A 26,337-nucleotide genomic window follows, 5' to 3' on the forward strand; every position below is an offset into this window, starting at 1 on the left:
GGACGTGACAAGGGAGTTACCGACCCCTCACGCCGCACCGGCAGGGGGTCGGGGACGCGCCGAGGCCGCCCACCGGGAGGGCGGGCGGCCGTGGCGGCGGATCGGCGGGGTCAGCGGCGGCGGAGGCGGTAGGCGGCGCCGAGGGCGAGGGCGGCGGTCAGGACGAGGACGGCGAACCAGCGGAGGTACCAGTGGCCGCCTTCCGGGTCGTACACCGAGGCGCGGGGCCAGGCGAGGTTGACGGTCATGGCGAGGCCGTAGAGCAGTGCGAGGGCGTTGACGGGGAGGCCCCAGCGGCCGAGGGAGAAGAGCGGGCGGCCGGTCTCGTCGACGGCGGGGGCGTCGGGGGCGAGCGGGAGGCCGCGCAGGCGGCGGAGCAGGAGGGCGCCGACGACCAGGGCGTAGGCGGCGTAGACCAGCGCGACGCAGGTGGAGGAGAGGGCGAGGAACGCGGCGGGGGCGGCCAGGTTGAGGAGGAGGAAGGCGACGGCGGGCGTGCCGACGGCGAGCGCCGCCCAGCGGGGCATGCCGCTGGCGGGGGAGACGTGGGCGAGGCGGCGCGCGAAGGGGAGGACGCCGTCGCGGGCCATCGAGAAGACCATCCGGGTGCCGGCCGTCTGCATCGCCAGGGTGCCGACGCACACCGCGACCGCGACGTCCGCGAGCAGCACCCGGCCCAGGCCCGGGCCCAGGCTGCTGGTCAGGACGTAGGGCAGGCCCTCGGCGGCGAGCCGGCCGTCGGACAGGCTGGGTGCGGCCAGGACGCCGCCGAGCAGCAGCAGGCCGCCGCTCAGGCCGGCGGCGGCCAGGGCGGTGAGGATGGTGCGGGGCGCGGTGCGGCGCGGGGCGCGGGTCTCCTCGGAGAGTTCGCCCGCGCTGTCGAAGCCGATCATCACGTAGGCGGCGGTGAACGCGCCGACCAGCAGCGCCGGGAGGCCGCCGCCGACCGGCGCGGTGTGCAGGACGGCGCGGGCGGGCTGCTCGGTGTGGGTGAACAGGGCGAGAACGATCAGCGCGATGCCGGCGATCTCCGCGGTCACCCCGATGCCGTTGACCATGGTCAGCACCCGGTTGTCGACGGCGTTCACCAGGGTGGTGAGGGCGATCAGCGCGGCGCCCAGCAGCACCGCGTTGGCCGCGCCGCTCGCGGTGGTCGGCGACGGGTCGCCGCCGAGCAGTTGGAAGCCGGACCAGAGCGCGGGCAGCACCACCTGGAGGGCGAGCGCCGCGGCGGCGACCACGACCACCTGGCCCAGGATCATCAGCCAGCCCGTGAACCAGCCGTACAGCGGGTTCGCCAGGCGGGTCGCCCACTGGTAGATCGCACCGGAGTACGGGTGGCGGGCGGCGAGTTCGGCGAAGCAGGCGGCGACCAGCAGCTGGCCGGCTAGCACGGCCGGCCAGGTCCAGACGAAGGCCGGGCCGGCCGCGCCGTAGCCGAACGCGAACAGCTGGAAGACCGTGGTGAGCACCGAGATGAAGGAGAAGCCGGCCGCGAAGGAGCCGAACCGGCCGATGGTGCGGTGGAGTTGCTGGGGATAGGGGGCCGAGGTGGCGGCGATCGGTGGTGCGGGTGGCGTGCTGGTGGTCATGGGGGGGCACCGGCTTTCCGCGCGCAGTTTCTGTCGAGTGACAGAAATTAGGGCGGCGCGGATTCCCGGGTGTTGCCCGCCGGTTGCCGAGCGGTTGCCGTGTCCTCACCGGCGGGCAGCGACCCCCGAGCGACCGTCAGACCAGGCTGTCCTTCCACGTCCGGTGCAGGGTGGCGAAGCGGCCCCGGCCGGCGATCAGCGCGGCCGGGGTGTCGTCCTCGACGATCCGGCCCTGGTCCATCACCAGCACCCGGTCGGCGATCTCCACGGTGGACAGCCGGTGGGCGATGATCACCGCGGTGCGCCCGGCCAGCACCGTCCGCATGGCGTGCTGGACGGCCTGCTCGCCCGGGACGTCCAGCGAGGAGGTGGCCTCGTCGAGGATCAGCACGGCCGGGTCGGCGAGCAACGCCCGCGCGAACGCCACCAGTTGGCGCTGTCCGGCGGAGATCCGGCCGCCGCGCTTGCGGACGTCGGTGTCGTAGCCGTCGGGCAGGGCGGCGATGAACCCGTGCGCACCGATCGCGCGGGCGGCGGCCTCCACCTCGGCCCGGGTGGCGTCGGGCTTGCCGACCGCGATGTTCTCGGCGACCGTCCCGGAGAACAGGAAGGACTCCTGGGTGACCATCACGACGTTCGCCCGCAGGTCCGGGGTGGAGAGCTCGCGCAGGTCGACGCCGTCGAGCGTGACCGCTCCCGAGCTGGGGTCGTAGAAGCGCGCCAGCAGCTTCGCCAGCGTCGACTTGCCCGCGCCCGTCGCACCGACCACCGCGGTGGTCTGCCCCGAGGCCAGCACCAGGTCGAACTCCGGCAGCACCTCCTTGCCGCCCGCGTAGGCGAACCGGGTGGAGCGGAAGGCGACCTCGCGGCCCTTGCCGCCGGTGGCGGGGAGCACCGCGGGCTCGGTGGGCTCGGGGACGGACGGCTCGTGGGCGAGCAGGCCGGCCATCTTCTCCAGCGCGGCGGCCGCCGACTGGTAGCTGTTGAGGAACATCGCCAGCTGGTCGATCGGGTCGTACAGCCGGCGCAGGTAGAGCACGAAGGCGGTCAGCACGCCCAGTTCGAGGCTGCCGTCGGTGACCAGGTAGGCGCCGAGCAGCACCACGCCGGTGATCCAGACGTTGGCGGTCAGCCGGGACAGGAAGACGTACCTGGCCATCTCCAGCAGGCCGTCCGCGGTGGCGGTGGCGGACTGCCGGTTGACGGTGCCGAAGGCCCGGTCGTTGGCGGCCTCGCGCCGGAACGCCTGGACCGGGCGGATGCCGTTCATGGTCTCGGTGAAGCGCACGATCAGGGCCGCGACGGCCGTCCGGCCGCGCCGGTAGACCTGCTGCGAGCGGCGCCGGAACGAGCGGACGATCAGGTACATCGGCAGGAACGAGGCCAGCGCGGCCAGCCCGAGCCGCCAGTCGACCACGATCAGCACCACGGTGATGTAGCCGACCGACAGACAGACCATCAGGAGTTCCTGCAGGCCCTCGGCGAGCAGCTCGCGCAGGGTGTCCACGTCGCTGGTCGCGCGGGAGATGATCCGGCCGGAGGTGTACCGCTCGTGGAAGTCCAGGCTGAGCCGCTGGGCGTGCCGGAAGATCCGGCCGCGCAGCTCCAGCAGGATGTCCTGGTTGATCCGGGCGGCCAGCCGGATGAACGCCCGCTGCAGCAGGGTGGCGAGCAGCGCGCAGCCCAGGTAGGCGGCGGTGACGGCGACCAGCGGGCCGGAGTCGTGCCCGCGCAGCGCCGGGATGCCGCGGTCGATGGCGTACGCGACCAGCAGCGGACCGGCCTGCAGCGCGGCCTGCTGGAGCAGCACGGCGAGCACCGCGACGACGATCCGCCGCCGGTGCGGGGCCAGCAGCGAGCCGAGCAGGGCGCGCGGCGCGCCGGGCGGGACGGGGATGTCCTGGTCGTCGGAGAGCGCGGGGGGCAGCTCGTCCTCGTCGACGGGGGGTTCGGCGACGGCGGTGGTCATCGGGCCAGCGCCCCTTCCAACTCGGATTCGCCGGACATCAGGGCCCGGTAGGCGGGACAGGAGTGCAACAGTTCCTGGTGGGTTCCGACGGCGGTGATCCGGCCGTCCTCCAGCAGCGCGACCCGGTCGGCCAGCAGCACGGTGGACGGGCGGTGCGCGACCACCAGCGCGGTGGTGTCGGCGAGCACCTGCCGCAGGGCGCGCTCGACCAGCGCCTCGGTGTGCACGTCGAGCGCGGACAGCGGGTCGTCGAGGACCAGGAAGCGGGGCTCGCCGACCACGGCGCGGGCCAGCGCGAGGCGCTGGCGCTGGCCGCCGGAGAGGCTGAGGCCCTGCTCGCCGACCTCGGTGTCCAGGCCCTCGGGGAGCTTGTCGACGAAGCCGGCCTGCGCGGTGGCCAGGGCGGCGGCGATCCGCTCCGGCCCGGCGTCGGGGGCGCCCATCAGGACGTTCTCCCGGACGGTGGCGGAGAACAGGGTGGGATCCTCGAACGCGACGGCGACCCGGCGGCGCAGCTCCGCGCGCGGCAGGTCGCGGATGTCGGCGCCGTCCAGCGTGATCGACCCGGCGGTGGGCTCGTACAGGCGGGGGAGCAGCGCGGTCAGCGTGGTCTTGCCGCTGCCGGTGGCGCCGACCAGGGCGAGCGTTTCGCCGGGGCGGACGTGCAGGTCGACGCCGGCCAGCAGGTCGGGGCTGCCGGCGGGGGCGTCGGGGTAGCGGAAGCGGACGCCGGTGAACCGGATGCCGCGGTCGGCCGACGGCCCGTCACCGGAGGGGAGCTCGGCGGGTTCCGGCTCGTCCATCACCTCGAAGTAGCGGTTGGCGGCGCTGGCGGCCTCGGCGGCGAAGCCGAGCAGCCAGCCGATCGACTCGACCGGCCAGCGCAGCGCGAGCGCGGTGGAGAGGAAGGCGACCAGGGTGCCGACCGAGAGCTGGTCGTGGGCGACCAGGACGGCGCCGGCGGCCAGCGCGGCGCCGAGGGCGAGTTCGGGCAGGCCGACGATGACCGCCCACAGGTTGGCCAGCAGGCCGGCCTTGCGCAGTTCGGTGTCGCGGAGCTCGGCGCTGTGCCGGCGGAACTCCTCGGCCATGGTGCGGTGCCGGCCGAAGGCCTTGAGGATCCGGATGCCGAGCACCGACTCCTCGACCACGGTGGCGAGGTCGCCGTTCTGGTCCTGGGCGAGCCGGGAGGCGGCCGAGTACCCGGACTCGAAGCGGCGGGTGTAGACCATCAGCGGGATCGCGGGGACCAGCGTGATCAGGGCGAGCCGCCAGTCCAGGACGAACATCAGCGCGGTGCCGGTCAGGAAGACCGTCGAGTTGACGACCAGGAAGACCAGTGGGAAGGCCAGGAACAGCCGCAGCACGAACAGGTCCGAGGTGGCCCGGGAGAGCAACTGGCCGGAGGGCCACCGGTCGTGGAAGGAGATCGGCAGCCGCTGGAGCTTGGCGAACAGGTCTCCGCGGAGTCTGGTCTCCACCTTGGCGAGCGGGCGGGCCACGATCACCCGGCGGACGCCGAACAGGCAGGCCTCGGCGACGCCGAGCAGCAGCAGGGCGCCGGCCAGCGGCCACAGGCCGGCCAGGTCCCGGTGGGCGACCGGTCCGTCGACGATCCGGCGCAGCACGATCGGGACGGCCAGCACGCTGAGCGAGGCGAGCCCGGCGGCGGCCATCGACCCGAAGATCCGCCAGCGGGCCTCGCGGGCGTACGGCCACAGGCGCAGCAGTGAGCGCACCGCGGACCGGGGTACCGGCACGGGTGAACCGGGGGACTCGTCGGTTGACGGGTTGTTCGTATCCGCGGGGGTGGGCGGAGCGGGGTTCTGGTTCTCGGCCATCGCCGAGAGGGTAGGCGGTGGCAGTGACATTTCTCATCCGGTTTTTTGCCCCTGTCGGCGAGATCCGGCCAGGCCGGAGGGGGCGCACCCGCTCACCCGAACGGCGCAGCACGCCACCCGGCCCTGCGCCGCGCCCGCCGGCACCGGGGCGTGTACGGAGGACCGGAGGGCGCGCGGTTGCGTAAACCTCCGAAAGCCGCGCGCCGTGCCCGGCCTTGCAGGCCCCCCGTGGCGGCGGTGTCTGATCTCCGGGGAGTGATCGCGGTGGATCACCGGAGCAGCAGGAGACCCGAATGTCGGTCGAGACCGAGCCCGTTCCCGAAGTGCAGTCCCCGCCGCAGCAGAGCCTGAGCACCGCGGCGGCGCGCAACCTCGCCACCACGACCAAGTCCAAGCCCCAGATGCAGGAGATCAGCTCCCGCTGGCTGCTGCGCAAACTGCCCTGGGTGCACGTCTCCGGCGGCACCTACCGGGTCAACCGGCGGCTCTCCCACGCGGTCGGCCGCGGCCGGGTCGCCTTCGACCTGGCCGGCTCCGAGGTCCGGGTGGTCGCCCCCACCCTGCGCGAACTCCCGGCGCTGCGCGGCCTCACCGACGAGGCGGTGCTCGAACAGCTCGCCGAGCGCTTCGTGCCGCGCCCCTTCGCGGCCGGCGACCTGCTCGCCCAGGAGGGCGCGCCGCTCGAAGGGCTGCTGCTGGTCGCGCACGGCAAGGTCGAGCGGATCGGGACCGGCAAGTACGGGGACGCCACCGTCCTGGCCGTGCACGCCGACGGCGACCACCTCGGCGAGCAGGCGCTCGCCAGTGCCGACGGGCGCTGGCCCTACAGCGTGAAGGCCGCCACCGCCGGCACCGCGCTGGCGCTGCCCCGGGCCGCCTTCCGGGAGCTGCTGGACCGCTCCCCGGCGCTGCAGGCCCGGCTGGCCGCGCACCTCGCCGGGCACGCCGCCGCGCAGAACGAGCACGGCGAGGCCGAGATCGGCATGTCGGCCGGCCACCGGGGCGAGTTCGACCTGCCCACCGCCTTCGTCGACTACGAGCTGACGCCCCGCGAGTACGAGCTGAGCGTCGCCCAGACGGTGCTGCGGGTGCACAGCCGGGTCGCCGACCTGTACAGCAAGCCGATGGACCAGACCCAGCAGCAGTTGGGGCTCACCGTCGAGGCGCTGCGCGAGCGCCAGGAGCACGAGATCGTCAACAACCCGGAGTTCGGGCTGCTCGCCAACTGCGCCGTCGACCAGCGGATCCACACCCACGCGGGCGCGCCGACCCCGGACGACCTGGACGAGTTGCTGGCGATGCGCCGCGACACCGACTACCTGTTCGCCCACCCGAAGGCGATCGCCGCGTTCGGCCGGGAGGCCAACCGGCGCGGGGTGTACTTCTCCACCGCCGACTTCGGCGGGCACCGGGTCCCGGCCTGGCGCGGGGTGCCGATCCTGCCCTGTGGCAAGATCCCGGTCCGCGGCGGCTCCACCTCGATCATCGCGATGCGCACCGGCGAGGAGAACCAGGGCGTGGTCGGCCTCACCCAGGTCGGCATCCCCGACGAGGTGGAGCCCGGCCTGAACGTCCGCTTCATGGGCATCGACGACAAGGCCGTGGTCAACTACCTGGTCTCGGCCTACTACTCGGCCGCGATCCTGGTCCCCGACGCCCTGGGCGTGCTGGAGAACGTCGAGGTCGACCACCCGCGGTCCTGACCGGCCGTCACCCGTCACTCCGTCAGCAGCATCGCCGAGCGGCCGACCAGCAGCACCTCCGCCACCGGGGCGGCGGGCGGCGGGTCGGCCGTCGCGGTGTCCAGCAGCGGGCTGTGCGGGGCGGGCAGGGTGAAGCGGCGCGGCTCGGCGGAGGCGTTCAGCAGCAGCAGGAAGCTCGCGTCGCGCACCTCCCGGCCGTACGGGTCGCGCTCCGACAGCGCGGTGCCGGACAGCCGCATCGCCAGCGCCCGGGTGGGCGAGAACCAGTCCGCGTCGGTCATCTCCCGCCCGGCCGGGGTGAGCCAGGTCAGGTCGCGCTGGCCGTCGGGTCCGGCCGTGCGGCCGGAGAAGAACGCCCGCTGGCGCAGCACCGGGTGGGCCCGGCGCAGGTGGATCAGCCGGGCGGTGAGCTCGGTCAGCGAGCGCCAGTCGGGGTCGTCCAGCAGCGACCAGTCCAGCCAGCCGGCCTCGTTGTCCTGGCAGTAGGCGTTGTTGTTGCCGCCCTGGGTACGGCCCAGCTCGTCGCCCGCGGTGAGCATCGGCACCCCGCTGGAGAGCAGCAGCGTGGTCAGCAGGTTGCGCAGCTGGCGCACCCGCAGCGAGCGGATCGCCGGGTCCTCGGTCTCGCCCTCCGCGCCGTGGTTCCAGGACCGGTTGTCGTCGGTGCCGTCCCGGTTGTCCTCGCCGTTGGCCAGGTTGTGCTTGCGGTCGTAGGACACCAGGTCGCGCAGGGTGAAACCGTCGTGCGCGGTGATGAAGTTGACGGAGGCGTAGGGGCGTCTGCCGCCGCGCTGGTACAGGTCGGAGGAGCCGGCGATCCGGGTGGCCAGCTCCCGGACGTCCGGCCGGGCGCCGCGCCAGAAGTCCCGGACGGTGTCCCGGTAGCGGTCGTTCCACTCGCCCCACAGCGGCGGGAAGCCGCCGAGCTGGTAGCCGCCCGGGCCGACGTCCCACGGCTCGGCGATCAGCTTCACCCGGCTGAGCAGCGGGTCCTGGGAGACCGCGGCGAGGAACGGGTGCTCCATCTCCACGCCGTCGCCGCCGCGGGCGAGCGCCGCCGCCAGGTCGAATCGGAAGCCGTCGACGCCCATCTCGGCGACCCAGTACCGCAGCGAGTCGGTGATCAGCCGGATCACCTGCGGGCGGCGGGTGTCCAGGGTGTTGCCGCAGCCGGTGTAGTCGGCGTAGCCGCGGCGGGAGCGGTCCGGCCGGTAGTAGCCGGGGTTGTCGATGCCGCGGAAGGACAGCGTCGGGCCCATCACCCCCGACTCGGCGGTGTGGTTGTACACCACGTCGAGGATCACCTCGATGCCGGCCGCGTGCAGCGCCCGCACCATCCGCTTGAACTCGCCGACCTGCTGGCCGCGGCTGCCGGTGGCCGCGTAGCCCGCGTGCGGGGCGAAGTAGCCGAGCGTGTTGTAGCCCCAGTAGTTGACCAGGCCGCGCGCCTGCAGGTGGTCCTCGCTGACGTGGTGCTGCACCGGCAGCAGTTCGACCGCCGTCACCCCGAGCCGGACCAGGTGGGCGATCGCCGCCGGGTGCGCCAGCCCCGCGTAGGTGCCGCGCAGCTCCGGCGGGATGTCGGGGTGGCGCATGGTGAAGCCGCGCACGTGCAGCTCGTACAGCACCGTCTCGGCCCAGGGCGTCTTCGGCCGGTGGTCGTCGTACCAGTCGTCGGCGTCGTGCACCACCACCGCCTTGGGCACGTACGGCGCCGAGTCCCGGTCGTCCCGGACGGTGTCGGCGACGTCCCGCTCCGGCCAGTTGCGGACCGCCGAGCAGGTCGCGTCGTGGGCCGTGTAGGCGCCGTCGACGGCCCGCGCGTACGGGTCGAGGAGCAGTTTGGCCGGATTGTGCCGGACGCCCGTCCACGGGTCCCACCGGCCGTGCACCCGGAAGCCGTAGCGGGTGCCGGGCAGCACGCCCGGCAGGTAGCCGTGCCAGGTCTGGTAGGTCTGCTCGGCCAGCCGGTGCCTGGTCTCCCGGCCCTGCTCGTCGAACAGACAGAGGTCGACGGCCTCCGCGTTCGGCGCCCAGAGAGCGAAGTTGGTGCCCCGACCGCCCTCCGCGTCGGGGCGGAACCTCGCCCCCAGCGGCTGCCAGTTGCCCGGCCAGGGCGGCGCGGGGGCGACCCTGGGCGCCGAGCCGTTCGATCCGGCGGCGGTCCGCGCCCCCGGGGGCGTGCCCGTTCCCAGCTCCTGCCACGCCGTCATGGCGACCCTCCCAGCCATCCGGGGGCCCGTCCCCGTTCTTCCGGTTGTTCCCTGTGCGACGGTGCTCGTCACCCCGGGTCGAGCGGTGTGACGCACCGTGATCGATCATGTGCCCAGCGGAACCGGGTGCGGAAACCATTCGGTCGTGTCCGGGGGCGGAATCCGTCGTTGTGCCGGACATCGGGCGGTATCGGACGAATCCGGAGGACGGCATGCGCGCCGTGGCAGGGCTCTGGGCACGGCGGGCGGCGGCTCTCTCCCTGGTGCTGCTGGCCGGCTGCTCCGGCGCCGGCCGGCCGTCGGGCGGCGACGCCGCGACGGCCCCGGCGCCGCCGGTCTCCCGCGCCCGGTTGGAGCTCGCCCCCGCCGACGGCGCGCAGGCCGTCCCGGTGGAGGGCGCGGTCCGGGTGACGGTGGCCCAGGGGCGCCTGCTGTCCGTCCGGCTGGCCGACGACCGGGGCGCCGAGGTGCCGGGCACGCTCACCGCCGACGGCGCGGGCTGGGCCCCGGACGGCACGCTCGCCGCCGCGACCGCGTACACCCTGGACGCCGTCGCCGAGGACCCCGCGGGCCTGCGTGCCGTCCAGCACGCCGGGTTCGCCACCGCCGCCCCGGAGCACGCCTTCGTCGCCTTCTTCACCCCCGAGGACGGCTCCACCGTCGGCGTCGGCATGCCGGTCTCGCTGCGCTTCTCCGGCCCGGTCGCGGACCGGGCCGCCGTGGAGCGGGCGGTCGAGGTCACCGCGGACCCGCCGGTCGAGGTCGGCGCGCACTGGTTCGGCGACCGGCGGCTGGACTTCCGCCCGCGCGCCTACTGGGCGGTCGGCACCCGGGTCACCGTGGCGCTGCGGCTCAAGGGCGTGGCGGCCGCCCCCGGCCGGCTCGGCGTCCAGGACAAGGACGTGCACTTCACGATCGGCCGCTCGCTGGTCGCCGCCGTCGACCTGGACGCGCACACCATGACGGTCCGTCAGGACGGGCGGGTGCTGCGCGTCCTGGAGATCAGCGGCGGCAGCCCCGAGCACGCCAGCTACCTCGGCGCGATGGTGGTCTCCGAGCGCTTCGAGGTGACCAGGATGAACTCGCAGACGGTCGGACTCGGCGACGAGTACGACATCAAGGACGTCCCGCACGCGCTGCGGCTGACCGCCTCCGGCACCTTCGTGCACGGCAACTACTGGTCCGACCCCGAGGTGTTCGGCGAGGCCAACACCAGCCACGGCTGCATCGGCCTGGCCGACGCCAAGGGCGGCTCGGCGGACTCCCCGGCGGGCTGGCTGTACCGGCACGTCACGGTCGGCGACGTGGTCGAGGTGCGGGGCTCGCAGGGCGACCGGGTGGCCCCCGACAACGGCCTCGGCGACTGGAACCTGAACTGGGCCCAGTGGCTGCGCGGCAGCGCGCTGCCGGTTCACTGAACGGGCACCCGGCTCCCCCCGAAGATTCACTCAGCTTCGCCGGTTATCCTTGCCCCCGCGCGCGACCGGCCTCGGCCGGGACCCGCAGATCGCATCCGACCCGGTGCAACCGATCCCGGGCGTCACACGTGTATTCGCTGTGAATACCGGGAGGGGAGCAGCGCAGTGAAGGCGGTTCAGAAGGCCGGGTCGGCCATATCGGCGGACGGACGCGGGCGCAGGACGCGCCGTGCGGCGACCGCCCTGCTGGTGGGTGGCGTGCTGATGCTCGGCACGGCCTGCAACGACAACGGCGGCGGCGGTGGCGGCGGTTCGAACGAGGCCAAGGGCGGCGGCAGCAGCGCGTCCAGCTCGGCCGATTCGACCCCGAAGGTGTCGACCGCCCAGCTGACGGTCACCCCGGCGAACGGGGCCACCGACGTGGCGCCCAAGGACGGCGTGCAGATCGCAGTGGCCAGCGGGACGCTGACCACCGTCGAGGTGACGGACAAGAACGGCAAGGCGGTGCCCGGCGAGATCTCCGCGGACAAGCTGAGCTGGAAGCCGACCGGCCAGCTGACCGTGGGCACCACGTACACGGTCAACGCGCAGGCGGTGGACGCGGCGGGCCTGGTGGCCGCCTCGACCACCACCTTCACCACGCTGACCCCGGCGAAGACCGCGGGCGTCACGGACAACATCGCCGACAACGGCACCTACGGCGTCGGCATGATCGTCTCGGTGCGGTTCGGCAAGGCGGTCAAGAACAAGGACGCCGTGGTGGCCGGCATCAGCGTGGTCGGCTCGGACGGCACCGAGGCCCGCGGCCACTGGTTCGGCAGCCAGCGGCTCGACTTCCGGCCGGAGAAGTACTGGAAGCCCGGCACCAAGGTGACGATCAAGTACCGGCTGAAGAACGTCGAGGTGGCGCCGGGCGTGTACGGCGACGTCGACAAGGACGAGCCGTTCACCGTCGGCCGCTACCAGGTCTCCACGGTCGACGCGTCGACCCACAAGATGACGGTCACCAAGGGCGACGGCACCAGCTACGTCATCCCGATCACCGCGGGCAACGACGAGAACCCGTCGTGGAACGGCACCATGGTGATCTACGGCAAGGACAAGGTCACCCGGATGAACTCGGCGACCGTGTCCAACATCAAGGGCGACGAGTACGACGTCCCGGACGTGCCGCACGCGATGCGCCTCACCGACACCGGCACCTACGTGCACGGCAACTACTGGAGCAGCGCGTTCGGCAGGTCGAACGCCAGCCACGGCTGCGTCGGCCTGGCCGACGCCAAGGGCGGCAGCGACAGCACCGACGCCGGCAAGTTCTACAACTCGTCGATCTTCGGCGACGTGGTGAAGATCCAGAACTCCAAGGGCAAGACGGTCGGCGCCGACAACGGCCTGAGCGGCTGGACCCTCCCGTGGAGCCAGTGGTAGGTCCCGCGCGAACCATGCGACGGCCCGGCGGTCCCCGTGACCGCCGGGCCGTCGTCGGTTCGTGACCGGACCGGGACACTCGACCCGCAACGTTTCGCCCGGTCGACCCGTCATATCAACCGAAAGACCTGTCAGCCGACAGGCGGGTGCGTGGGGAGAGCGGAAACGTGAAGGCTATGCGCGGGGGATTCGCGGTGGGAGCGCTCGCGGGCGCCCTGGTGCTGATGGCCACGGCGGGGTGCAGCGCCGGGACGGCGAAGGCCGACAGCCCGGCCGGCGGCGCGGGCAGCGCCAGCGCCAGTCCGGCCAAGCCGACGGTGTCGGCCGCCACCATCGCCATCGAGCCGGCCAACGGGGCGACCGAGGTCAAGCCGGCCGGCGCGGTCAAGGTGTCGGCGAACGGCGGCAAGCTCACGTCCGTCAAGGTCACCGGCCCGGACGGCGTCGCGGTGCCCGGCTCGCTCACCGCCGACGGCACCGGCTGGGCGCCCAGCGGCAACCTGCTGGTCGGCACTGCCTACACGGTGGACGCGCTGGCCGAGGACTCCCAGGGCGTGGTCGCCAACGCGCGCTCCTCCTTCACCACCCTCACGCCCGACAAGGACGCCGGCACCAGCGACAACATCGCCGACAACGGCACCTACGGCGTCGGCATGATCGTCTCGGTGCGGTTCGACCGGTCCGTGAAGAACAAGGACGCGGTGCTGGCCGGCATCACCTTCGAGACCTCGGACGGCACCCAGGTCAAGGGCCACTGGTTCGACGACAAGCGGGTCGACTTCCGCCCGGAGAACTACTGGAACGCCAACACCAAGGTCACCATCCACTACAAGCTGAAGAACGTGGAGACCTCGCCGGGCGTGTACGGCGGCGTCGACAAGGACGAGCCGTTCACCATCGGCCGCTCGCAGGTCTCCACCGTCGACGTGAACACCCACCGGATGGCGGTGGTCCGGGACGGTCAGCAGGTCGACACCGTCGAGTTCACCGCGGGCAAGCCAGGCTACGACACCTGGAGCGGCGTCATGGTGGTCGAGGCGATGGAGGGCACCACCCGGATGACCTCGGCCGGCGTCACCAAGGAGGGCTCCGGCGACGAGTACGACCTGGTGGTTCCGCACGCCATGAGGTTGACGGACTCCGGCACCTACGTGCACGGCAACTCGTGGAGCGCGGGCGTGATCGGACGCTCCAACGGCAGCCACGGGTGCATCGGCGTCACCGACACCAAGTCCGGCAGTTCCAGCACCCCGGCGGGCAAGCTCTACGAGTCCAGCCTGGTCGGAGACGTGTTCAAGGTGGTCAACTCCAAGGGCCGGGTGGTCGACGCGGCCAACGGCCTGGGCGGCTGGAACACCCCGTGGGCGCAGTGGTGAACCTCGGGCACCCGTTCGGTTGCTGACGGCATATGCCAACTGAATAGTGATCGTTTGCTCATTGTCCGTACGCACCCGCTCGCGTTCCGCAATGATGGGGCGCATGGCGGGATGGGGCGAAGCAGACCGGGCATCACTTCCAGTGGCCGGCACCCGTGGTGACGGTCCGTCAGGGGCCGCCGCGCGCGTGGTGCTCGCCGATCTGGAACGGCTGACCGCGGAGGAGATGGAGCACACCTTCTTCGGCGTGCTCAGCGATCCCGACGCCGGCGAGGAGGTGCGGCTGCCCTCCCGCCCGGAGTCGGCCGGAGTGGCCCGGCGGCTGGTGCTCTCGGTCTTACAGACCTGGAAACTCCACCAACTGCTGGAGGCGGGGGAGTTGCTCACCGGTGAACTGGTCGCCAACGCCGTCCGGCATGCCGGCGGTCGGATGATCGGGCTGAAGGTGGTGCGGCGGCCGGGATGGCTGCGGATCGAGGTCCGCGACTCCTCCAGGGCGCTGCCCTGCCTGATCCTCGCCCCCGAGGTCGGCTACCAGAACGGCCACGGCCTCAAGCTGGTCGACTCGCTGGCCGACCGCTGGGGCGCGGACCTGCTGCCGCGCGGCAAGGGCGTCTGGTTCGAGATGAAGATCCGCGAGCGTGTCGGCTCCGCCGCCTGAGTCCCGCCCCCGTCCCACTTTGCGAGACGATCCGCGAACGGCCTGGCAAGTGAAGGTGAACTGAACCACACGCCTTGCTTTCAATTTTGTTCGGCGTTCAAAGCATGGAATAGTCATGCCCGTCGGGCAGCACAGCCCGACCACTTCCACCCAGCGGCACGCACCCCCTTGGCCGCCGGGTGACGCGCAGGGGCCCCGAACCGCGACACCGCGACCAGGGGCCCCGCTCCGTTTTCCGGGGGCGCCCCGGTCAGCACTCGATGACGTTGACGGCGAGGCCGCCGCGGCTGGTCTCCTTGTACTTCACCTTCATGTCGGCGCCGGTCTCCTTCATGGTCTTGATGGCCTTGTCGAGGGAGACGTGGTGGCGGCCGTCGCCGCGGAGGGCCATGCGGGCGGCGGTGACGGCCTTGACGGAGGCCATCCCGTTGCGTTCGATGCACGGGATCTGGACCAGGCCGCCGACCGGGTCGCAGGTGAGGCCGAGGTTGTGCTCGATGCCGATCTCGGCGGCGTTCTCGACCTGCTCCGGGGTGCCGCCGAGGACCTCGGCGAGGCCGCCGGCGGCCATCGAGCAGGCGGAGCCGACCTCGCCCTGGCAGCCGACCTCGGCGCCGGAGATGGAGGCGTTCTCCTTGAAGAGCATGCCGATCGCGCCCGCGGCCAGCAGGAAGCGGACGATGCCGTCCTCGTCCGCGCCGGGGATGAAGTTCAGGTAGTAGTGCAGGACGGCGGGGATGATGCCGGCCGCGCCGTTGGTCGGGGCGGTGACGACCCGCCGGCCGGAGGCGTTCTCCTCGTTGACGGCCATCGCGTAGAGGGTGACCCACTCCATCGCGTTGCCGGGGCCGATGCCCTCGGCGCGCAGCGCGCGGGCCGCGCTGGCGGCGCGGCGGCGGACCTTCAGGCCGCCGGGGAGGATGCCCTCGCGGGCCATGCCGGCCGCGACGCACTCCTTCATCACGGCCCAGATCTCCAGCAGGCCGGCCCGGATCTCGGCCTCGGTGCGCCAGGCCTTCTCGTTCTCCAGCATCAGGCCGGAGATCGACAGGCCGGTCTCCCGGGTGAGCCGGAGCAGTTCCTCGCCGGTGCGGAAGGGGTAGCGCAGGGCGGTGTCGTCGGGCTTGACCCGGGCCTCGCCGATGGCGTCCTCGTCGACCACGAAGCCGCCGCCGACCGAGTAGTAGGTCTTCTCCAGCAGGGTCTCGCCGGAGGCGTCGTAGGCCCACAGGGCCATGCCGTTGGCGTGGTACGGCAGGGCCTTGCGGCGGTGCAGGACCAGGTCGGAGTCCGGGTCGAAGGGGATCTCGTGCCGGCCGAGCAGGTTGATCCGCTTGTCGGCGCGGATCCGGTCGACGTCGCTGTCGGCGCGGTCCACGTCGACCGTGCGGGGCGAGTTGTTCTCCAGGCCCAGCAGGACGGCCTTCGGGGTGCCGTGGCCGTGGCCGGTGGCGCCGAGCGAGCCGTACAGTTCGGCGCGCACCGAGGCGACCCGGTCGAGCAGGCCTTCGGAGTTGAGGCGGCGGGCGAACATCCGGGCGGCCCGCATCGGGCCGACGGTGTGCGAGGAGGAGGGCCCGATGCCGACGGAGAAGAGGTCGAAGACGCTGATGGCCACGGGGTGACGTCCTTGTCGGGTCTCGTGGAGTGGTCCGTCTCGTGGACGGGGGGCTGGGCACGGAACGGGGCACCGCGCGCACTGTCCAGTGTGCGCGGTGCCCCGGTTCGTCCGCGGGCCGCCGGGTGTCGGCGGCCGGTGGGACGGGTTACAGCTCGGGGTAGAGCGGGTGCTTGGCGGCGAGCGCGCTCACCCGGGCCTTGAGGGCCTCGGCCTTGGCCTCGTCGAAGCCCGGCAGCAGCGCCTCGGCGATGACGTCGGCGACCTCGCGGAAGTCCTCGGCGCCGAAGCCGCGGGTGGCCAGCGCCGGGGTGCCGATCCGCAGGCCCGAGGTGACCATCGGCGGCCGCGGGTCGTTGGGGACGGCGTTGCGGTTGACCGTGATGCCGACCTCGTGCAGGCGGTCCTCGGCGTCCTGGCCGTTGAGCTCGCTGTTGCGCAGGTCGACCAGCACCAGGTGCACGTCGGTGCCGCCGGAGAGGACGGAGACGCCGGAGGCGGCCACGTCGTCCTGCAGCAGGCGCTCGGCGAGGATCTTCGCGCCCTCCAGGGTGCGGCGCTGGCGCTCCTTGAAGCCCTCGGTCGCCGCGACCTTGAAGGCGACCGCCTTGGCGGCGATCACGTGCTCCAGCGGGCCGCCCTGCTGGCCGGGGAAGACCGCGGAGTTGATCTTCTTGGCGTGCTCGGCCTTGGAGAGGATGACACCGCCGCGCGGGCCGCCCAGGGTCTTGTGCGTGGTGGTGGTGACCACGTCCGCGTACGGCACCGGGGACGGGTGCAGTCCGGCGGCGACCAGGCCGGCGAAGTGCGCCATGTCGACCATCAGCAGGGCGCCGACCTCGTCCGCGACGCGGCGGAACTCGGCGAAGTCCAGCTGGCGCGGGTAGGCGGACCAGCCGGCGATGATCAGCTTGGGCTGGTGCTCCTTGGCGAGGCGCTCGACCTCGGCCATGTCGACCTGGCCGGTCTTCTCGTCCACGTGGTAGGCGACCACGTTGTAGAGCTTGCCGGAGAAGTTGATCTTCATGCCGTGGGTCAGGTGGCCGCCGTGGGCCAGGTTCAGGCCCAGGATGGTGTCGCCCGGCTGGATCAGCGCGAACATCGCCGCGGCGTTCGCCTGCGCGCCGGAGTGCGGCTGCACGTTGGCGTGCTCGGCGCCGAACAGCTCCTTGATCCGGTCGATGGCGATCTGCTCGACCACGTCGACGTGCTCGCAGCCGCCGTAGTAGCGGCGGCCGGGGTAGCCCTCGGCGTACTTGTTGGTGAGCACCGAGCCCTGGGCCTCCATGACCGCCACCGGGGCGAAGTTCTCGGAGGCGATCATTTCCAGGGTGGTCTGCTGGCGGTGCAGCTCGGCGTCGACCGCGGCGGCGATCTCCGGGTCGAGCGCGTGGAGGGACTGGTTGAGAACCGTCATGAGGGGGTCTCCCGGTCAGGCGCCGGTGAAGGCGGTGTAGCCGTCGGCGTCGAGCAGCTCGTCGGTGGCCTCGACCCGGACCTTGAACAGCCAACCGCCCTCGAAGGGCTCCGAGTTGACCAGGGCCGGCTCGTCGATGACCGCCTGGTTGACCTCGGTCACCTCGCCGGTGGCGGGGGAGAAGAGGTCGCTGACCGACTTGGTGGACTCAAGCTCGCCACAGGTCTCACCCGCGGTGACGGTGTCACCGACCGCCGGGAGCTGGACGTAGACGATGTCGCCGAGGGCGTCGGCCGCGTGCGCGGTGATGCCGACCGTCGACACCCCGTCCACGGCGGCGGTCAGCCACTCGTGCTCCTTGGTGTACTGCAGGTGCGTGGGGTTGCTCATGACGTCATTCTCCAGGATCGCGGGAGGGGAGGGCGCGGCCGTCCGCTGGGCGGACGGACCTGAAACGACTGCTTGGGAGGGCTGCGGGGGCTGACGGGGGGTCAGCGGGCGCGCTTGTAGAACGGCAGCGCGACGACCTGGACCGGCTCGGCCTTGCCGCGCACGTCCACCGCGACCTCGGTGCCGGGCGCGGCGTGCGCGGCGTCCAGGTAGGCGATGGCGATCGGCTTGCCCAGGGTGGGGGACGGCGCACCGGAGGTGATCCGGCCGATCACGGCGCCCTCGGCGTCCACCACGGAGTACTCGGCGCGCGGGACGCGCTTGCCCTCGGAGACCAGGCCGACCAGCTTGCGCGGCGGGTTGGTCTCGGCCGCCGCGGCGGCCTCCTCCAGCGCCTTGCGGCCGACGAAGGCGCCGTCGTTGGTGGTCTTGTCGAAGCGCACCACGCGGCCGAGGCCGGCGTCGAACGGGGTCAGCTCGGTGGACAGCTCGTGCCCGTACAGCGGCATGCCGGCCTCCAGGCGCAGCGTGTCGCGGCAGGACAGGCCGCACGGGACCAGGCCCTCGGCGGTGCCCGCCTCGGTCAGCGCGGTCCACAGGTGCTCGGCGTCGGCGGGGGCGCAGAAGATCTCGAAGCCGTCCTCGCCGGTGTAGCCGGTGCGGGCCAGCCAGACCTGGCGGCCGGCCACGGTGGCGGGCAGCAGGGCGTAGTACTTCAGGCCGGGCAGGTCGGCGTCGGTGAGCTTGGCCAGGATGCCGTTGGCCTCGGGGCCCTGGACGGCGAGCAGCGCGTAGGCGTCGCCGTCGTCGCGGACCACGGCGTCGAAGCCGGCCGCGCGCTCGGTCAGCGCGTCCAGCACCACCTGGGCGTTGGAGGCGTTGGCGACCACCAGGTACTCGTCCTCGGCGGTGCGGTAGACGATCAGGTCGTCCAGGATGCCGCCGTCCTCGCGGCAGATCATGGTGTAGCGGGCGCGCAGCACGCCGAGCGCCGAGATGAAGCCGACCAGCGCGTGGTCGAGGAGTTCGCCGGCCTGCGGGCCCGAGACGGTGATCTCGCCCATGTGCGAGAGGTCGAAGAGGCCGGCCCGGGTGCGGACGGCGAGGTGCTCCTCGCGCTCGCTGCCGTAGCGCAGCGGCATGTCCCAGCCCGCGAAGTCGGTCATGGTGGCGCCGAGCGAGCGGTGCAGCGCGTCGAGCGCGGTCAGGCGGAGGGACACGACAGGACTCCCGGGATCTGGAAACGGGCAGGCTGGGGCGAATCTCCCCGTCTGTCGTCGAACCTGAGAGCTTCGCCGCCTCCTGACAGGATGGCGGCTTGCACCGTGGGTGGGCGCACGGCGCGGCCGTGTCCACTTTCCAGATCTGCCTCGCCCGGGCGGTATGGGTGCCTGAGAGATTCCGGGGAGGACTTGCTCCTTCGGCGCCGGGCGCGGCCTGTGACAGGCCGTTCCGGCTCTCCCGCGCGGGTTCGAGCGGCCGGTATGAAGTTTGGGCGGGCCCATCATGGCATGCCGCGGGCCGCTCGTGGGAGAGGGGTCGGGCCCGGGGCGCGACGGGGGACCCGCGCGCGCCGCTAACCTGATCGCAACCGCGGATGTGGAGGGGCGAGATGGGGTTCCCGCTGGGTCAGGTTCCGGAGGGCGGGGCCTGGCCGGCCAACGAGCTGGAACGGGTGCTGACGGCGGCGCTCGGCGACCCCGGGGCGACGCCCCGGGTGGTGGAGGTGCTGGCCCGCAGCCAGGTGTGGATCCCGCTGCCGTCGGGCGCCGACCCGCAGTCCGGCGCGCTGGACCTGCCGACCCTGGAGCTGGCCGGCGCGCCGTACGTCCCGGTGTACTCCTCGCAGGAGCAGTTCCTGCAGCACTGTCCGGGCTTCCCGTTCGCGATCGCCCCGATGTGGGAGTTCGCCCGCGGACTGCCGCTGGGCATCGGCATCGCGGTCAACCCCGAGGCGCCGGTGGGCATCCCGGTGCCGCCGGAGGGCGTGGGCGAGCTGCGGCGCGGGCCGCGCGGCGAGCAGTGGGAGGCGCAGGGCGTCGCCGAGGGGGCCCGGGTGGTGCTCAAGGAGCCCGAGCCGCACCAGGAGCCGTTCGCCTTCCTGGCCGCCGCGACCGGTGAACTCGCGGCGCTGCCGGGCGTGCTGACGGCCCGTCGGGCGCTGGCCCGGGTGGAGGGCGAACCGACCCTGCTGTACGTGGGCGTGCAGCTCGACCCGGCCGGGCCGGCCGAGCCGGGCGAGGTCAACCTGGCGCTCGGCCGGGCGCTCGGAACCGCACCGCCCTCCTGGGGCGTCCACCTGGTGCTGCTCGACCTGGTGGCCGACCCGGTGGTGGACTGGCTGCTCGGGCGGGTACAGCCCTTCTACGTGAGGCCCTGAGACCCGCTCCCGGCTCCGCCCCCGGGGCCGCACGGGGGACGGCGGTATGACGGCTGTCGGGCTCGCCCCATAGGGTTGCCCCGGCACACCGGGAGCGCGGTGGACGGCGGAGGAGAAGGGGCGGCGACGTGACGGGAGCATCCGGCGACCCGGGCGCGATCGAGCGCGCCCTCGCAGCGGTCGCACCGGAGCGCTGGGAGGCGTACGAAGGCCTGTTGCGCGCCCTCGCGGGCGGGCAGGTCTGGATGCTGCTCTGGCACGGCAGCCCCGGCAGCCCGGACGCCCAGTACGGGAACATGGACGTGGGCGGCCACGGGTACGCGCCCTGCGTGACCTCGCCGGGCCAACTCACCGCCACCGGCTGGTCGCGCGGGCACGAGGTGGTCTCCGGGCTGGAGATCGCCGCCTCGCTGTACCGCTCCCGCTGGGGCCTGTGGCTGGACCCGCACCGCCCCGGCGGCGGGGTCGGCGTGCCCTGGGCGGACCTGCGGCGGATCGCGGTCGGCCTGGACCTGCTGCCGGCCGGGCCGCTGCGGATCTCCGAACCGACCGGCCAGGCACCGCAGTTCTTCACGGTGCTGGAGCAACAGGCGGCCGAGGTGCGGCCGTTGCGCTCGCTGCGGCGGGCCTGGGTGCAGCCGGTGCTCGGCGAGGCGTACCTGGCGGTCGGGTTGGACCTGTACGACACCTCGCCGCCGTCCGTGGAGGCGGCCCGGGCGCTGGTGCAGCGCGCCGCCGCGCAGGCCCCCGAGGGGCCGGCGGTGTCGACCGTGATGATGGCCGACGAGTTCGACCCGGTGGCGATGTGGCTGTGGGCCCACGCCCGCCCGTTCTTCGACCGGCAGGGCGCCCCGCAGCCCTACCCGACCGGCTTTGGTTACGGAGCGCAACCACCCGCCGGGCCCGCCCAGGGCTGGCCGCAGGCCCCGTGGCCCGGCTACCAAGGCCGTTGACCATACCCTGACGGGCCGTCCGGAAACCCCCGCCTCGACCGCAGCCGCGGTCGGCGGGGGTTTTTCGTCACCCGGTGATCTACGCGCGAATCCCCGGGAACACCTGGCGTTTTCCCGCCACTGGCGGGGTGTCGTCACGCTGCCTCTTGACGGACATGTAACAGCTATGTGAAGAGCGATATGCGGGGTCTGTGATCTTGCATGCCGACAGATCACAGTTAGGCATCCTTCCCGATTGCGGTCTTCCGCCGGGCACTCCCCATGACAGAGAGTGCTGCGCAACCCGCCTGATGGTTATCTCGCGCGAACTTCTGCACCGCTGACAGGTGTCCGGCACCACCACCCAAGGCCGGCCACCGTCGGCGAGGGGAACGAACTGACTCATGACCACACCCACCGAGACCGTCGGCACCGCCGCCGGTGAGGCCGCCACCCCGGCCAAGCAGATCGAGGGCCGCTCCCTCGGCCGGATCGCCTGGACGCGCTTCAAGCGCGACAAGATCGCCGTCGCCGGCGGCGTGGTGGTGATCCTGCTGGTGCTGCTCGCGGTGCTGGCCAAGCCGATCGAGGCCGTGTTCGGGCTCGATCCCAACGAGTTCCACCAGGACCTGCTGGACGCCAACCTCGGCGGCATCCCGGCCGGTGACTTCGGCGGCATGAGCTGGGACCACCCGCTCGGCATCGACGTCCAGTACGGACGCGACATCATGACCCGCATCATCGAGGGCTCCTGGGTGTCGCTGCTGGTCGCGTTCGGCGCCACCGTGCTGTCCAACGTGATCGGCACCGTGCTCGGCATCGTGGCCGGCTACTACGGCGGCCGGGTGGACACCGTGATCAGCCGGCTGATGGACATGTTCCTGGCCTTCCCGCTGCTGCTCTTCGCGATCGCCATCTCGGCCTCGCTCAAGGACGGCGCCTTCGGCCTGCACGGGACCGCGCTGCACATCGCGGTGCTGGTCTTCGTGATCGGTTTCTTCAACTGGCCCTACATGGGCCGGATCGTGCGCGGCCAGACCCTCTCGCTGCGCGAGCGCGAGTTCGTCTTCGCGGCCCGCAGCCTGGGCGCCCGGACGCCGTTCATCCTGTTCAAGGAACTGCTGCCGAACCTGGTCGGCCCGATCCTGGTCTATTCGACCCTGCTGATCCCGACCAACATCCTCTTCGAGGCCGGCCTGAGCTTCCTCGGCGTCGGCGTCGAGCCTCCGCAGGCCTCCTGGGGCGGCATGCTCGCGACCGCGATCGACTACTACCAGGTGGACCCGCAGTACATGCTCGTCCCCGGTCTGGCGATCTTCGTCACCGTGCTCGCCTTCAACCTGCTGGGCGACGGGCTGCGAGACGCCCTCGACCCCAAGAACAACTGACCTCGGGTCAGCATCCCACCGCCACACCCGCGTTCCTACCGTCAAGGGGTTGATCTCTCCCATGCGCAGGTCCCGTATCACCGCGCTGACCGCGCTCGCCGCGGCCACCGCGCTGGCGCTCACCGGCTGCTCGAGCAGCAAGAGCGGCAGCGGCGACGCCGCCGGCGACAAGGCCGCCGGCGCCAACGCCGCGACCAAGGCCGTCGTGAACGTCTCGGACAAGAAGGGCGGCACGGTTGTCTACGAGCACTCCGACGTGCCGGACTCCTTCGACCCGGGCAACACGTACTACGCGTACATGTACAACTTCTCGCGCCTGTACGGCCGCCCGCTGACCACCTTCAACCCGGCCGCCGGCGAGGAGGGCAACAAGCTCGTCCCCGACCTGGCGGAGTCGATGGGCAAGGTCAGCGCCGACGGTCTGACCTGGACCTACAAGCTGCGCGCGGGTCTGAAGTACGACGACGGTTCGGCGATCACCTCCAAGGACGTCAAGTACGCGGTCGAGCGCTCCAACTTCGCGCCGGACGTGCTGTCCAACGGCCCGACCTACTTCCACGACCTGCTGGTCGACAACCCCGAGCCGTACCAGGGTCCGTACAAGGACAAGACCGGCGACCTGAAGTCGATCGAGACCCCGGACGACACCACGATCGTCTTCCACCTGAAGCAGCCGTTCGCGGACTTCGACTACCTGGTCTCCGCCCCGCAGACCGTTCCGGTCCCGCAGGCCAAGGACACCGGTGCGGACTACGTGAAGCACATCGTGTCCTCCGGCAGCTACAAGTTCCAGAGCTACGAGGACGGCAAGGAGGTCGTGCTCGTCCCGAACACCAACTGGGACGCCAAGTCCGACCCGATCCGCAAGCAGCTCGCGGACAAGATCCAGGTCAAGCTGAAGATCGCGCAGGCGACCATCGACCAGGACCTGCTGGCCGGCAACGCCCAGGTCGACCTGGCCGGCAAGGGCGTCGACCCGCAGACCCAGGCCAAGATCCTCCAGGACCCGAAGCTGAAGTCGGCGACCGACAACGCCTACGGCGGCCGCCTGGTCTACACCGCGATCAACACCAAGGTCGCGCCGTTCGACAACATCGACTGCCGCAAGGCCGTCCAGTACGCGATCGACAAGGTCTCGGTGCAGACCGCGATCGGCGGCCCGATCCGCGGTGACATCGCCTCCACGGTGCTGCCCCCGGACATCCCGGGCCACCAGGACTTCAACCTGTACGAGACCACCGGCGGCAAGGGCGACGAGGCCAAGGCCAAGGACGCCCTGAAGGCCTGCGGCAAGCCCGAGGGCTTCAGCACCACCATCATGGCCCGTCAGGACCGCGCCACCGAGGTCGCCTCGGCCACCGCGATCCAGGCGGCCCTGAAGAAGGTCGGCATCACCGTCGACATCCAGCAGTTCCCGCAGGGCAAGTACTTCTCGGACTTCGCCGGTGTCCCGGCGTACAACAAGGAGCACAACGTCGGCCTGATCATGATGCAGTGGGGCGCCGACTGGCCGACCGGCTACGGCTTCCTGCAGCAGGTCGTCGACGGTGACGCCATCAAGAAGTCCGGCAACACCAACCTCTCCGAGCTGAACGACCCGGCGATCAACAAGCTGCTCGACGACGCGATCACCAACCCGGACCGCGCCGCCCGCGAGAAGATCTACGCCGACATCGACAAGAAGACCATGGAGGCCGCGGTCATCGTCCCGCTGACCTACTACAAGGTCTTCCTGTACCGCCCGGCGAGCGCCACCAACCTGGCCTCCACCCCCGCCTTCTCGGGTGAGTACGACTACCTGAACATCGGCGTCTCCAAGTAACTCCCTGGCTCCAGACCCTGGCTCCACACCCCTGAAGGCAGGTGAAGGCAGCGGCGCCCGCCTCCGCCCCGGACATTCCGGGCGGAGGCGGGTCGCCGCGGCCGTCCAACTATGCTCGCCTACATCATCCGACGGATCGCCGCGGCCCTCCTGCTGCTGCTGGTGGTCAGCGCGATCACCTTCGCGATCTTCTTCGTGCTGCCGGCCCTGGCCGGCGAGACCACCGACCAGCTGGCCGCCCAGTACGTCGGCAAGAACCCGAGCGCCGAGGCGATCGCCGCGGTCAAGCAGAACCTCGGGTTCGACCAGCCGCTCTACATCCAGTACTGGCGGTTCCTGAAGGGCCTGGTCAGCGGCGCCGAGTACCAGTTCGGCCCGGACCCGGTCAGCTGCCACGTCCCCTGCTTCGGGTACTCGTTCAAGAACCACGTCGAGGTGTGGCCGGAGATCTCCTCGCGGATCCCGATCACCTTCTCGCTCGCCATCGGCGCGGCCGTCATCTGGCTGATCGCCGGCGTCTCCACCGGTGTCGTCTCCGCGCTCAAGCCGCGCTCGATCTTCGACCGCGCCTCGATGGGCATCGCCCTGGCCGGCGTCTCCGCCCCGATCTTCTTCACCGGCCTGCTGGTGCAGTGGCTCTTCCACTACAAGTGGGTGGTCTTCGAGAACATCGAGTACGTCAACTTCACCGACGACCCGTTCGCCTGGGCCGGGCACCTGATGCTCGCCTGGATCTCGCTGGCCTTCCTCTACTCCGCGCTCTACGCCCGGCTCACCCGCGCCGGCATGCTGGAGACGATGAGCGAGGACTACATCCGCACCGCCCGGGCCAAGGGCCTGGTGGAGCGGAAGGTCGTGGTCCGGCACGGCCTGCGCGCCGCGCTGACCCCGATCATCACCATCTTCGGCATGGACCTCGGCCTGCTGCTCGGCGGCGCGCTGATCACCGAGCAGGTCTTCTCACTGAAGGGCATCGGCGCCTACGCCGTCCAGGCCATCGGCGAGAACGACCTCCCCAAGGTCCTCGGCGTCACCCTGGTCGCCGCCTTCTTCATCGTCATCTGCAACCTCCTGGTTGACCTCCTGTACGCCGCTGTCGACCCCCGCGTGAGGCTGTCATGATCGAGACCGAGAAGCCTTCCTCCAGGGCCTTCCTCTCCGTCCGCGACCTGCGGATCCACTTCGACACCGACGACGGCCTGGTCAAGTCGGTGGACGGGGTCGGCTTCGACCTCGAGCGCGGCAAGACGCTGGGCATCGTCGGCGAGTCCGGCTCCGGAAAGTCCGTCACCTCGCTGGGCATCATGGGCCTGCACCGCTCCAAGCGGGCCCGGATCACCGGCGAGATCTGGCTGAACGGCGAGGAGCTGATCGCCGCCGGCCCCGAGCGGGTGCGCCAGCTGCGCGGCCGCGAGATGGCGATGATCTTCCAGGACCCGCTGACCGCGATGCACCCGTACTACACGGTCGGGCAGCAGATCGTCGAGGCGTACCGGGTGCACCACCCGGAGGCCAAGAAGCGGGACGCCCGCAAGCGCGCGGTCGAGATGCTCGACCGGGTCGGCATCCCGCAGCCCGACAAGCGGGTCGACAGCTACCCGCACGAGTTCTCCGGCGGCATGCGCCAGCGCGCGATGATCGCCATGGCGCTGGTCAACGACCCCTCGCTGCTGATCGCCGACGAGCCGACCACCGCGCTCGACGTCACCGTCCAGGCGCAGATCCTCGACCTGATCCGCGACCTGCAGAAGGAGTTCGGGTCCGCGGTCGTCATCATCACCCACGACCTCGGCGTGGTCGCCGAGCTCGCCGACGACATCCTGGTCATGTACGGCGGCAAGCCGGTCGAGCGCGGCCCCGCGGCCACCCTCTTCGAAGCCCCCGAACACCCCTACACCTGGGGCCTGCTCGGGTCGATGCCCCGCCTGGACCGCGAGCTCCAGGACCGGCTCACCCCGGTCAAGGGCACCCCGCCCAGCCTCATCAACGTGCCGTCCGGCTGCGCCTTCCACCCGCGCTGCCCGTACGCCGAGCTCACCGGCGGCCGCTCCGGCACCGAGGTGCCCGTCCTCGCCGAGGCCGCACCCCGGCACCACGCCGCCTGCCACCTGCCGATCGCCGAACGCCACCGGATCTTCACCGAAGAGATCGCGCCCCGGCTGTGAGCACGTACCACCCACTTGGAGACC

At 71.9% G+C, this 26,337-nt stretch carries 19 protein-coding genes and 1 riboswitch; of the genes, 11 read left to right on the forward strand and 8 right to left on the reverse strand.

Going from position 1 to position 26,337, the window contains the following annotated elements; translation table 11 throughout:
• Positions 1 to 110: 110 nt before the first annotated feature.
• The 3 genes from BX266_RS22835 to BX266_RS22845 form a co-directional block, all read right to left on the reverse strand.
• Positions 111 to 1,592, reverse strand: a complete 1,482-nt coding sequence (locus BX266_RS22835) for an amino acid permease (protein WP_099902628.1) — start codon at positions 1,590 to 1,592, stop codon at positions 111 to 113.
• Positions 1,593 to 1,728: 136 nt separating this feature from the next.
• A complete protein-coding gene (locus tag BX266_RS22840) occupies positions 1,729 to 3,561 on the reverse strand; it encodes an ABC transporter ATP-binding protein (RefSeq protein ID WP_099902630.1) in 1,833 nt (610 codons plus the stop codon).
• The gene (locus BX266_RS22845) at positions 3,558 to 5,402 is read right to left on the reverse strand and encodes an ABC transporter ATP-binding protein (RefSeq protein WP_099902632.1); all 1,845 of its coding nucleotides are present in this window, start codon (positions 5,400 to 5,402) and stop codon (positions 3,558 to 3,560) included. Before BX266_RS22845 ends, BX266_RS22840 begins: the two co-directional genes overlap by 4 nt.
• 293 nt (positions 5,403 to 5,695) lie before the next feature.
• On the opposite strand from BX266_RS22845, the gene BX266_RS22850 reads away from it, so the two are divergent.
• Complete coding sequence (locus BX266_RS22850; protein WP_099902634.1) at positions 5,696 to 7,105, forward strand: family 2B encapsulin nanocompartment shell protein; 1,410 nt, start codon at positions 5,696 to 5,698, stop codon at positions 7,103 to 7,105.
• A gap of 14 nt (positions 7,106 to 7,119) precedes the next feature.
• Here BX266_RS22850 and glgX read toward each other — a convergent pair whose 3' ends face one another.
• A complete protein-coding gene (gene glgX, locus BX266_RS22855) occupies positions 7,120 to 9,318 on the reverse strand; it encodes a glycogen debranching protein GlgX (RefSeq protein ID WP_259464806.1) in 2,199 nt (732 codons plus the stop codon).
• Between the two features lie 212 nt (positions 9,319 to 9,530).
• Here glgX and BX266_RS22860 point away from each other — a divergent pair, with 212 nt between their 5' ends.
• The 4 genes from BX266_RS22860 to BX266_RS22875 all read left to right on the forward strand — a co-directional run bounded on the left by BX266_RS22860 (position 9,531) and on the right by BX266_RS22875 (position 14,201).
• Positions 9,531 to 10,736, forward strand: coding sequence for an Ig-like domain-containing protein (locus BX266_RS22860; RefSeq protein WP_099902639.1), 1,206 nt, complete (start codon positions 9,531 to 9,533; stop codon positions 10,734 to 10,736).
• Positions 10,737 to 10,901: 165 nt separating this feature from the next.
• Positions 10,902 to 12,164, forward strand: coding sequence for an Ig-like domain-containing protein (locus BX266_RS22865; protein ID WP_259464807.1), 1,263 nt, complete (start codon positions 10,902 to 10,904; stop codon positions 12,162 to 12,164).
• A 176-nt stretch (positions 12,165 to 12,340) separates the two neighbouring features.
• Positions 12,341 to 13,540, forward strand: a complete 1,200-nt coding sequence (locus BX266_RS22870; RefSeq protein WP_259464808.1) for an Ig-like domain-containing protein — start codon at positions 12,341 to 12,343, stop codon at positions 13,538 to 13,540.
• A gap of 187 nt (positions 13,541 to 13,727) precedes the next feature.
• A complete protein-coding gene (locus BX266_RS22875) occupies positions 13,728 to 14,201 on the forward strand; it encodes an ATP-binding protein (protein WP_399170252.1) in 474 nt (157 codons plus the stop codon).
• 250 nt (positions 14,202 to 14,451) lie between these two features.
• On the opposite strand, the gene BX266_RS22880 is transcribed toward BX266_RS22875, so the two are convergent.
• The 4 genes from BX266_RS22880 to gcvT form a co-directional block, all read right to left on the reverse strand.
• On the reverse strand, positions 14,452 to 15,819 hold the full coding sequence (locus BX266_RS22880; protein ID WP_099902643.1) for an L-serine ammonia-lyase: 1,368 nt from the start codon (positions 15,817 to 15,819) through the stop codon (positions 14,452 to 14,454).
• 148 nt (positions 15,820 to 15,967) lie between these two features.
• Complete coding sequence (gene glyA / locus BX266_RS22885; protein ID WP_099902645.1) at positions 15,968 to 17,236, reverse strand: serine hydroxymethyltransferase; 1,269 nt, start codon at positions 17,234 to 17,236, stop codon at positions 15,968 to 15,970.
• 15 nt (positions 17,237 to 17,251) lie between these two features.
• On the reverse strand, positions 17,252 to 17,626 hold the full coding sequence (gene gcvH, locus BX266_RS22890; RefSeq protein WP_030919412.1) for a glycine cleavage system protein GcvH: 375 nt from the start codon (positions 17,624 to 17,626) through the stop codon (positions 17,252 to 17,254).
• A gap of 101 nt (positions 17,627 to 17,727) precedes the next feature.
• Positions 17,728 to 18,846: a glycine cleavage system aminomethyltransferase GcvT gene (gene gcvT / locus BX266_RS22895; protein ID WP_099902647.1), complete on the reverse strand. Its 1,119-nt coding sequence runs from the start codon at positions 18,844 to 18,846 to the stop codon at positions 17,728 to 17,730.
• 149 nt (positions 18,847 to 18,995) lie between these two features.
• Positions 18,996 to 19,100: riboswitch (glycine riboswitch) on the reverse strand.
• A 138-nt stretch (positions 19,101 to 19,238) separates the two neighbouring features.
• On the opposite strand from gcvT, the gene BX266_RS22900 reads away from it, so the two are divergent.
• The 6 genes from BX266_RS22900 to BX266_RS22925 all read left to right on the forward strand — a co-directional run bounded on the left by BX266_RS22900 (position 19,239) and on the right by BX266_RS22925 (position 26,313).
• Entirely contained in the window at positions 19,239 to 20,006 is a 768-nt protein-coding gene (locus BX266_RS22900; RefSeq protein WP_099902649.1) for an enhanced serine sensitivity protein SseB, read from the forward strand.
• A 128-nt stretch (positions 20,007 to 20,134) separates the two neighbouring features.
• Entirely contained in the window at positions 20,135 to 20,959 is an 825-nt protein-coding gene (locus BX266_RS22905; RefSeq protein WP_099902651.1) for an enhanced serine sensitivity protein SseB C-terminal domain-containing protein, read from the forward strand.
• Between the two features lie 383 nt (positions 20,960 to 21,342).
• A complete protein-coding gene (locus BX266_RS22910; protein ID WP_099902653.1) occupies positions 21,343 to 22,326 on the forward strand; it encodes an ABC transporter permease in 984 nt (327 codons plus the stop codon).
• 61 nt (positions 22,327 to 22,387) lie between these two features.
• Positions 22,388 to 24,148 carry an ABC transporter substrate-binding protein gene (locus BX266_RS22915; RefSeq protein ID WP_099902655.1) on the forward strand — a complete coding sequence of 587 codons (1,761 nt, stop codon included), beginning with the start codon at positions 22,388 to 22,390 and terminating at the stop codon, positions 24,146 to 24,148.
• 111 nt (positions 24,149 to 24,259) lie between these two features.
• Positions 24,260 to 25,270: an ABC transporter permease gene (locus BX266_RS22920; protein ID WP_099902657.1), complete on the forward strand. Its 1,011-nt coding sequence runs from the start codon at positions 24,260 to 24,262 to the stop codon at positions 25,268 to 25,270.
• Positions 25,267 to 26,313, forward strand: a complete 1,047-nt coding sequence (locus tag BX266_RS22925; RefSeq protein ID WP_099902659.1) for an ABC transporter ATP-binding protein — start codon at positions 25,267 to 25,269, stop codon at positions 26,311 to 26,313. The genes BX266_RS22920 and BX266_RS22925 overlap by 4 nt, the downstream gene beginning before the upstream one ends.
• Positions 26,314 to 26,337: the final 24 nt, after the last annotated feature.

Origin of the sequence: Streptomyces sp. TLI_171, assembly GCF_003610255.1 — a bacterium.
Lineage (GTDB): Bacteria > Actinomycetota > Actinomycetes > Streptomycetales > Streptomycetaceae > Kitasatospora.

Bases quoted from the DNA above. Each gene is read 5' to 3' on its own strand.
- BX266_RS22840 (WP_099902630.1), bottom strand. From the start codon at position 3,561: ATGACCACCGCCGTCGCCGAACCCCCCGTCGACGAGGACGAGCTGCCC.
- gcvH (WP_030919412.1), bottom strand. From the start codon at position 17,626: ATGAGCAACCCCACGCACCTGCAGTACACCAAGGAGCACGAGTGGCTG.
- BX266_RS22925 (WP_099902659.1), top strand. From the start codon at position 25,267: ATGATCGAGACCGAGAAGCCTTCCTCCAGGGCCTTCCTCTCCGTCCGC.
- BX266_RS22835 (WP_099902628.1), bottom strand. From the start codon at position 1,592: ATGACCACCAGCACGCCACCCGCACCACCGATCGCCGCCACCTCGGCC.
- BX266_RS22870 (WP_259464808.1), top strand. From the start codon at position 12,341: ATGCGCGGGGGATTCGCGGTGGGAGCGCTCGCGGGCGCCCTGGTGCTG.
- BX266_RS22850 (WP_099902634.1), top strand. From the start codon at position 5,696: ATGTCGGTCGAGACCGAGCCCGTTCCCGAAGTGCAGTCCCCGCCGCAG.
- BX266_RS22920 (WP_099902657.1), top strand. From the start codon at position 24,260: ATGCTCGCCTACATCATCCGACGGATCGCCGCGGCCCTCCTGCTGCTG.
- BX266_RS22910 (WP_099902653.1), top strand. From the start codon at position 21,343: ATGACCACACCCACCGAGACCGTCGGCACCGCCGCCGGTGAGGCCGCC.
- glyA (WP_099902645.1), bottom strand. From the start codon at position 17,236: ATGACGGTTCTCAACCAGTCCCTCCACGCGCTCGACCCGGAGATCGCC.
- BX266_RS22900 (WP_099902649.1), top strand. From the start codon at position 19,239: ATGGGGTTCCCGCTGGGTCAGGTTCCGGAGGGCGGGGCCTGGCCGGCC.
- BX266_RS22860 (WP_099902639.1), top strand. From the start codon at position 9,531: ATGCGCGCCGTGGCAGGGCTCTGGGCACGGCGGGCGGCGGCTCTCTCC.
- glgX (WP_259464806.1), bottom strand. From the start codon at position 9,318: ATGACGGCGTGGCAGGAGCTGGGAACGGGCACGCCCCCGGGGGCGCGG.
- BX266_RS22845 (WP_099902632.1), bottom strand. From the start codon at position 5,402: ATGGCCGAGAACCAGAACCCCGCTCCGCCCACCCCCGCGGATACGAAC.
- BX266_RS22915 (WP_099902655.1), top strand. From the start codon at position 22,388: ATGCGCAGGTCCCGTATCACCGCGCTGACCGCGCTCGCCGCGGCCACC.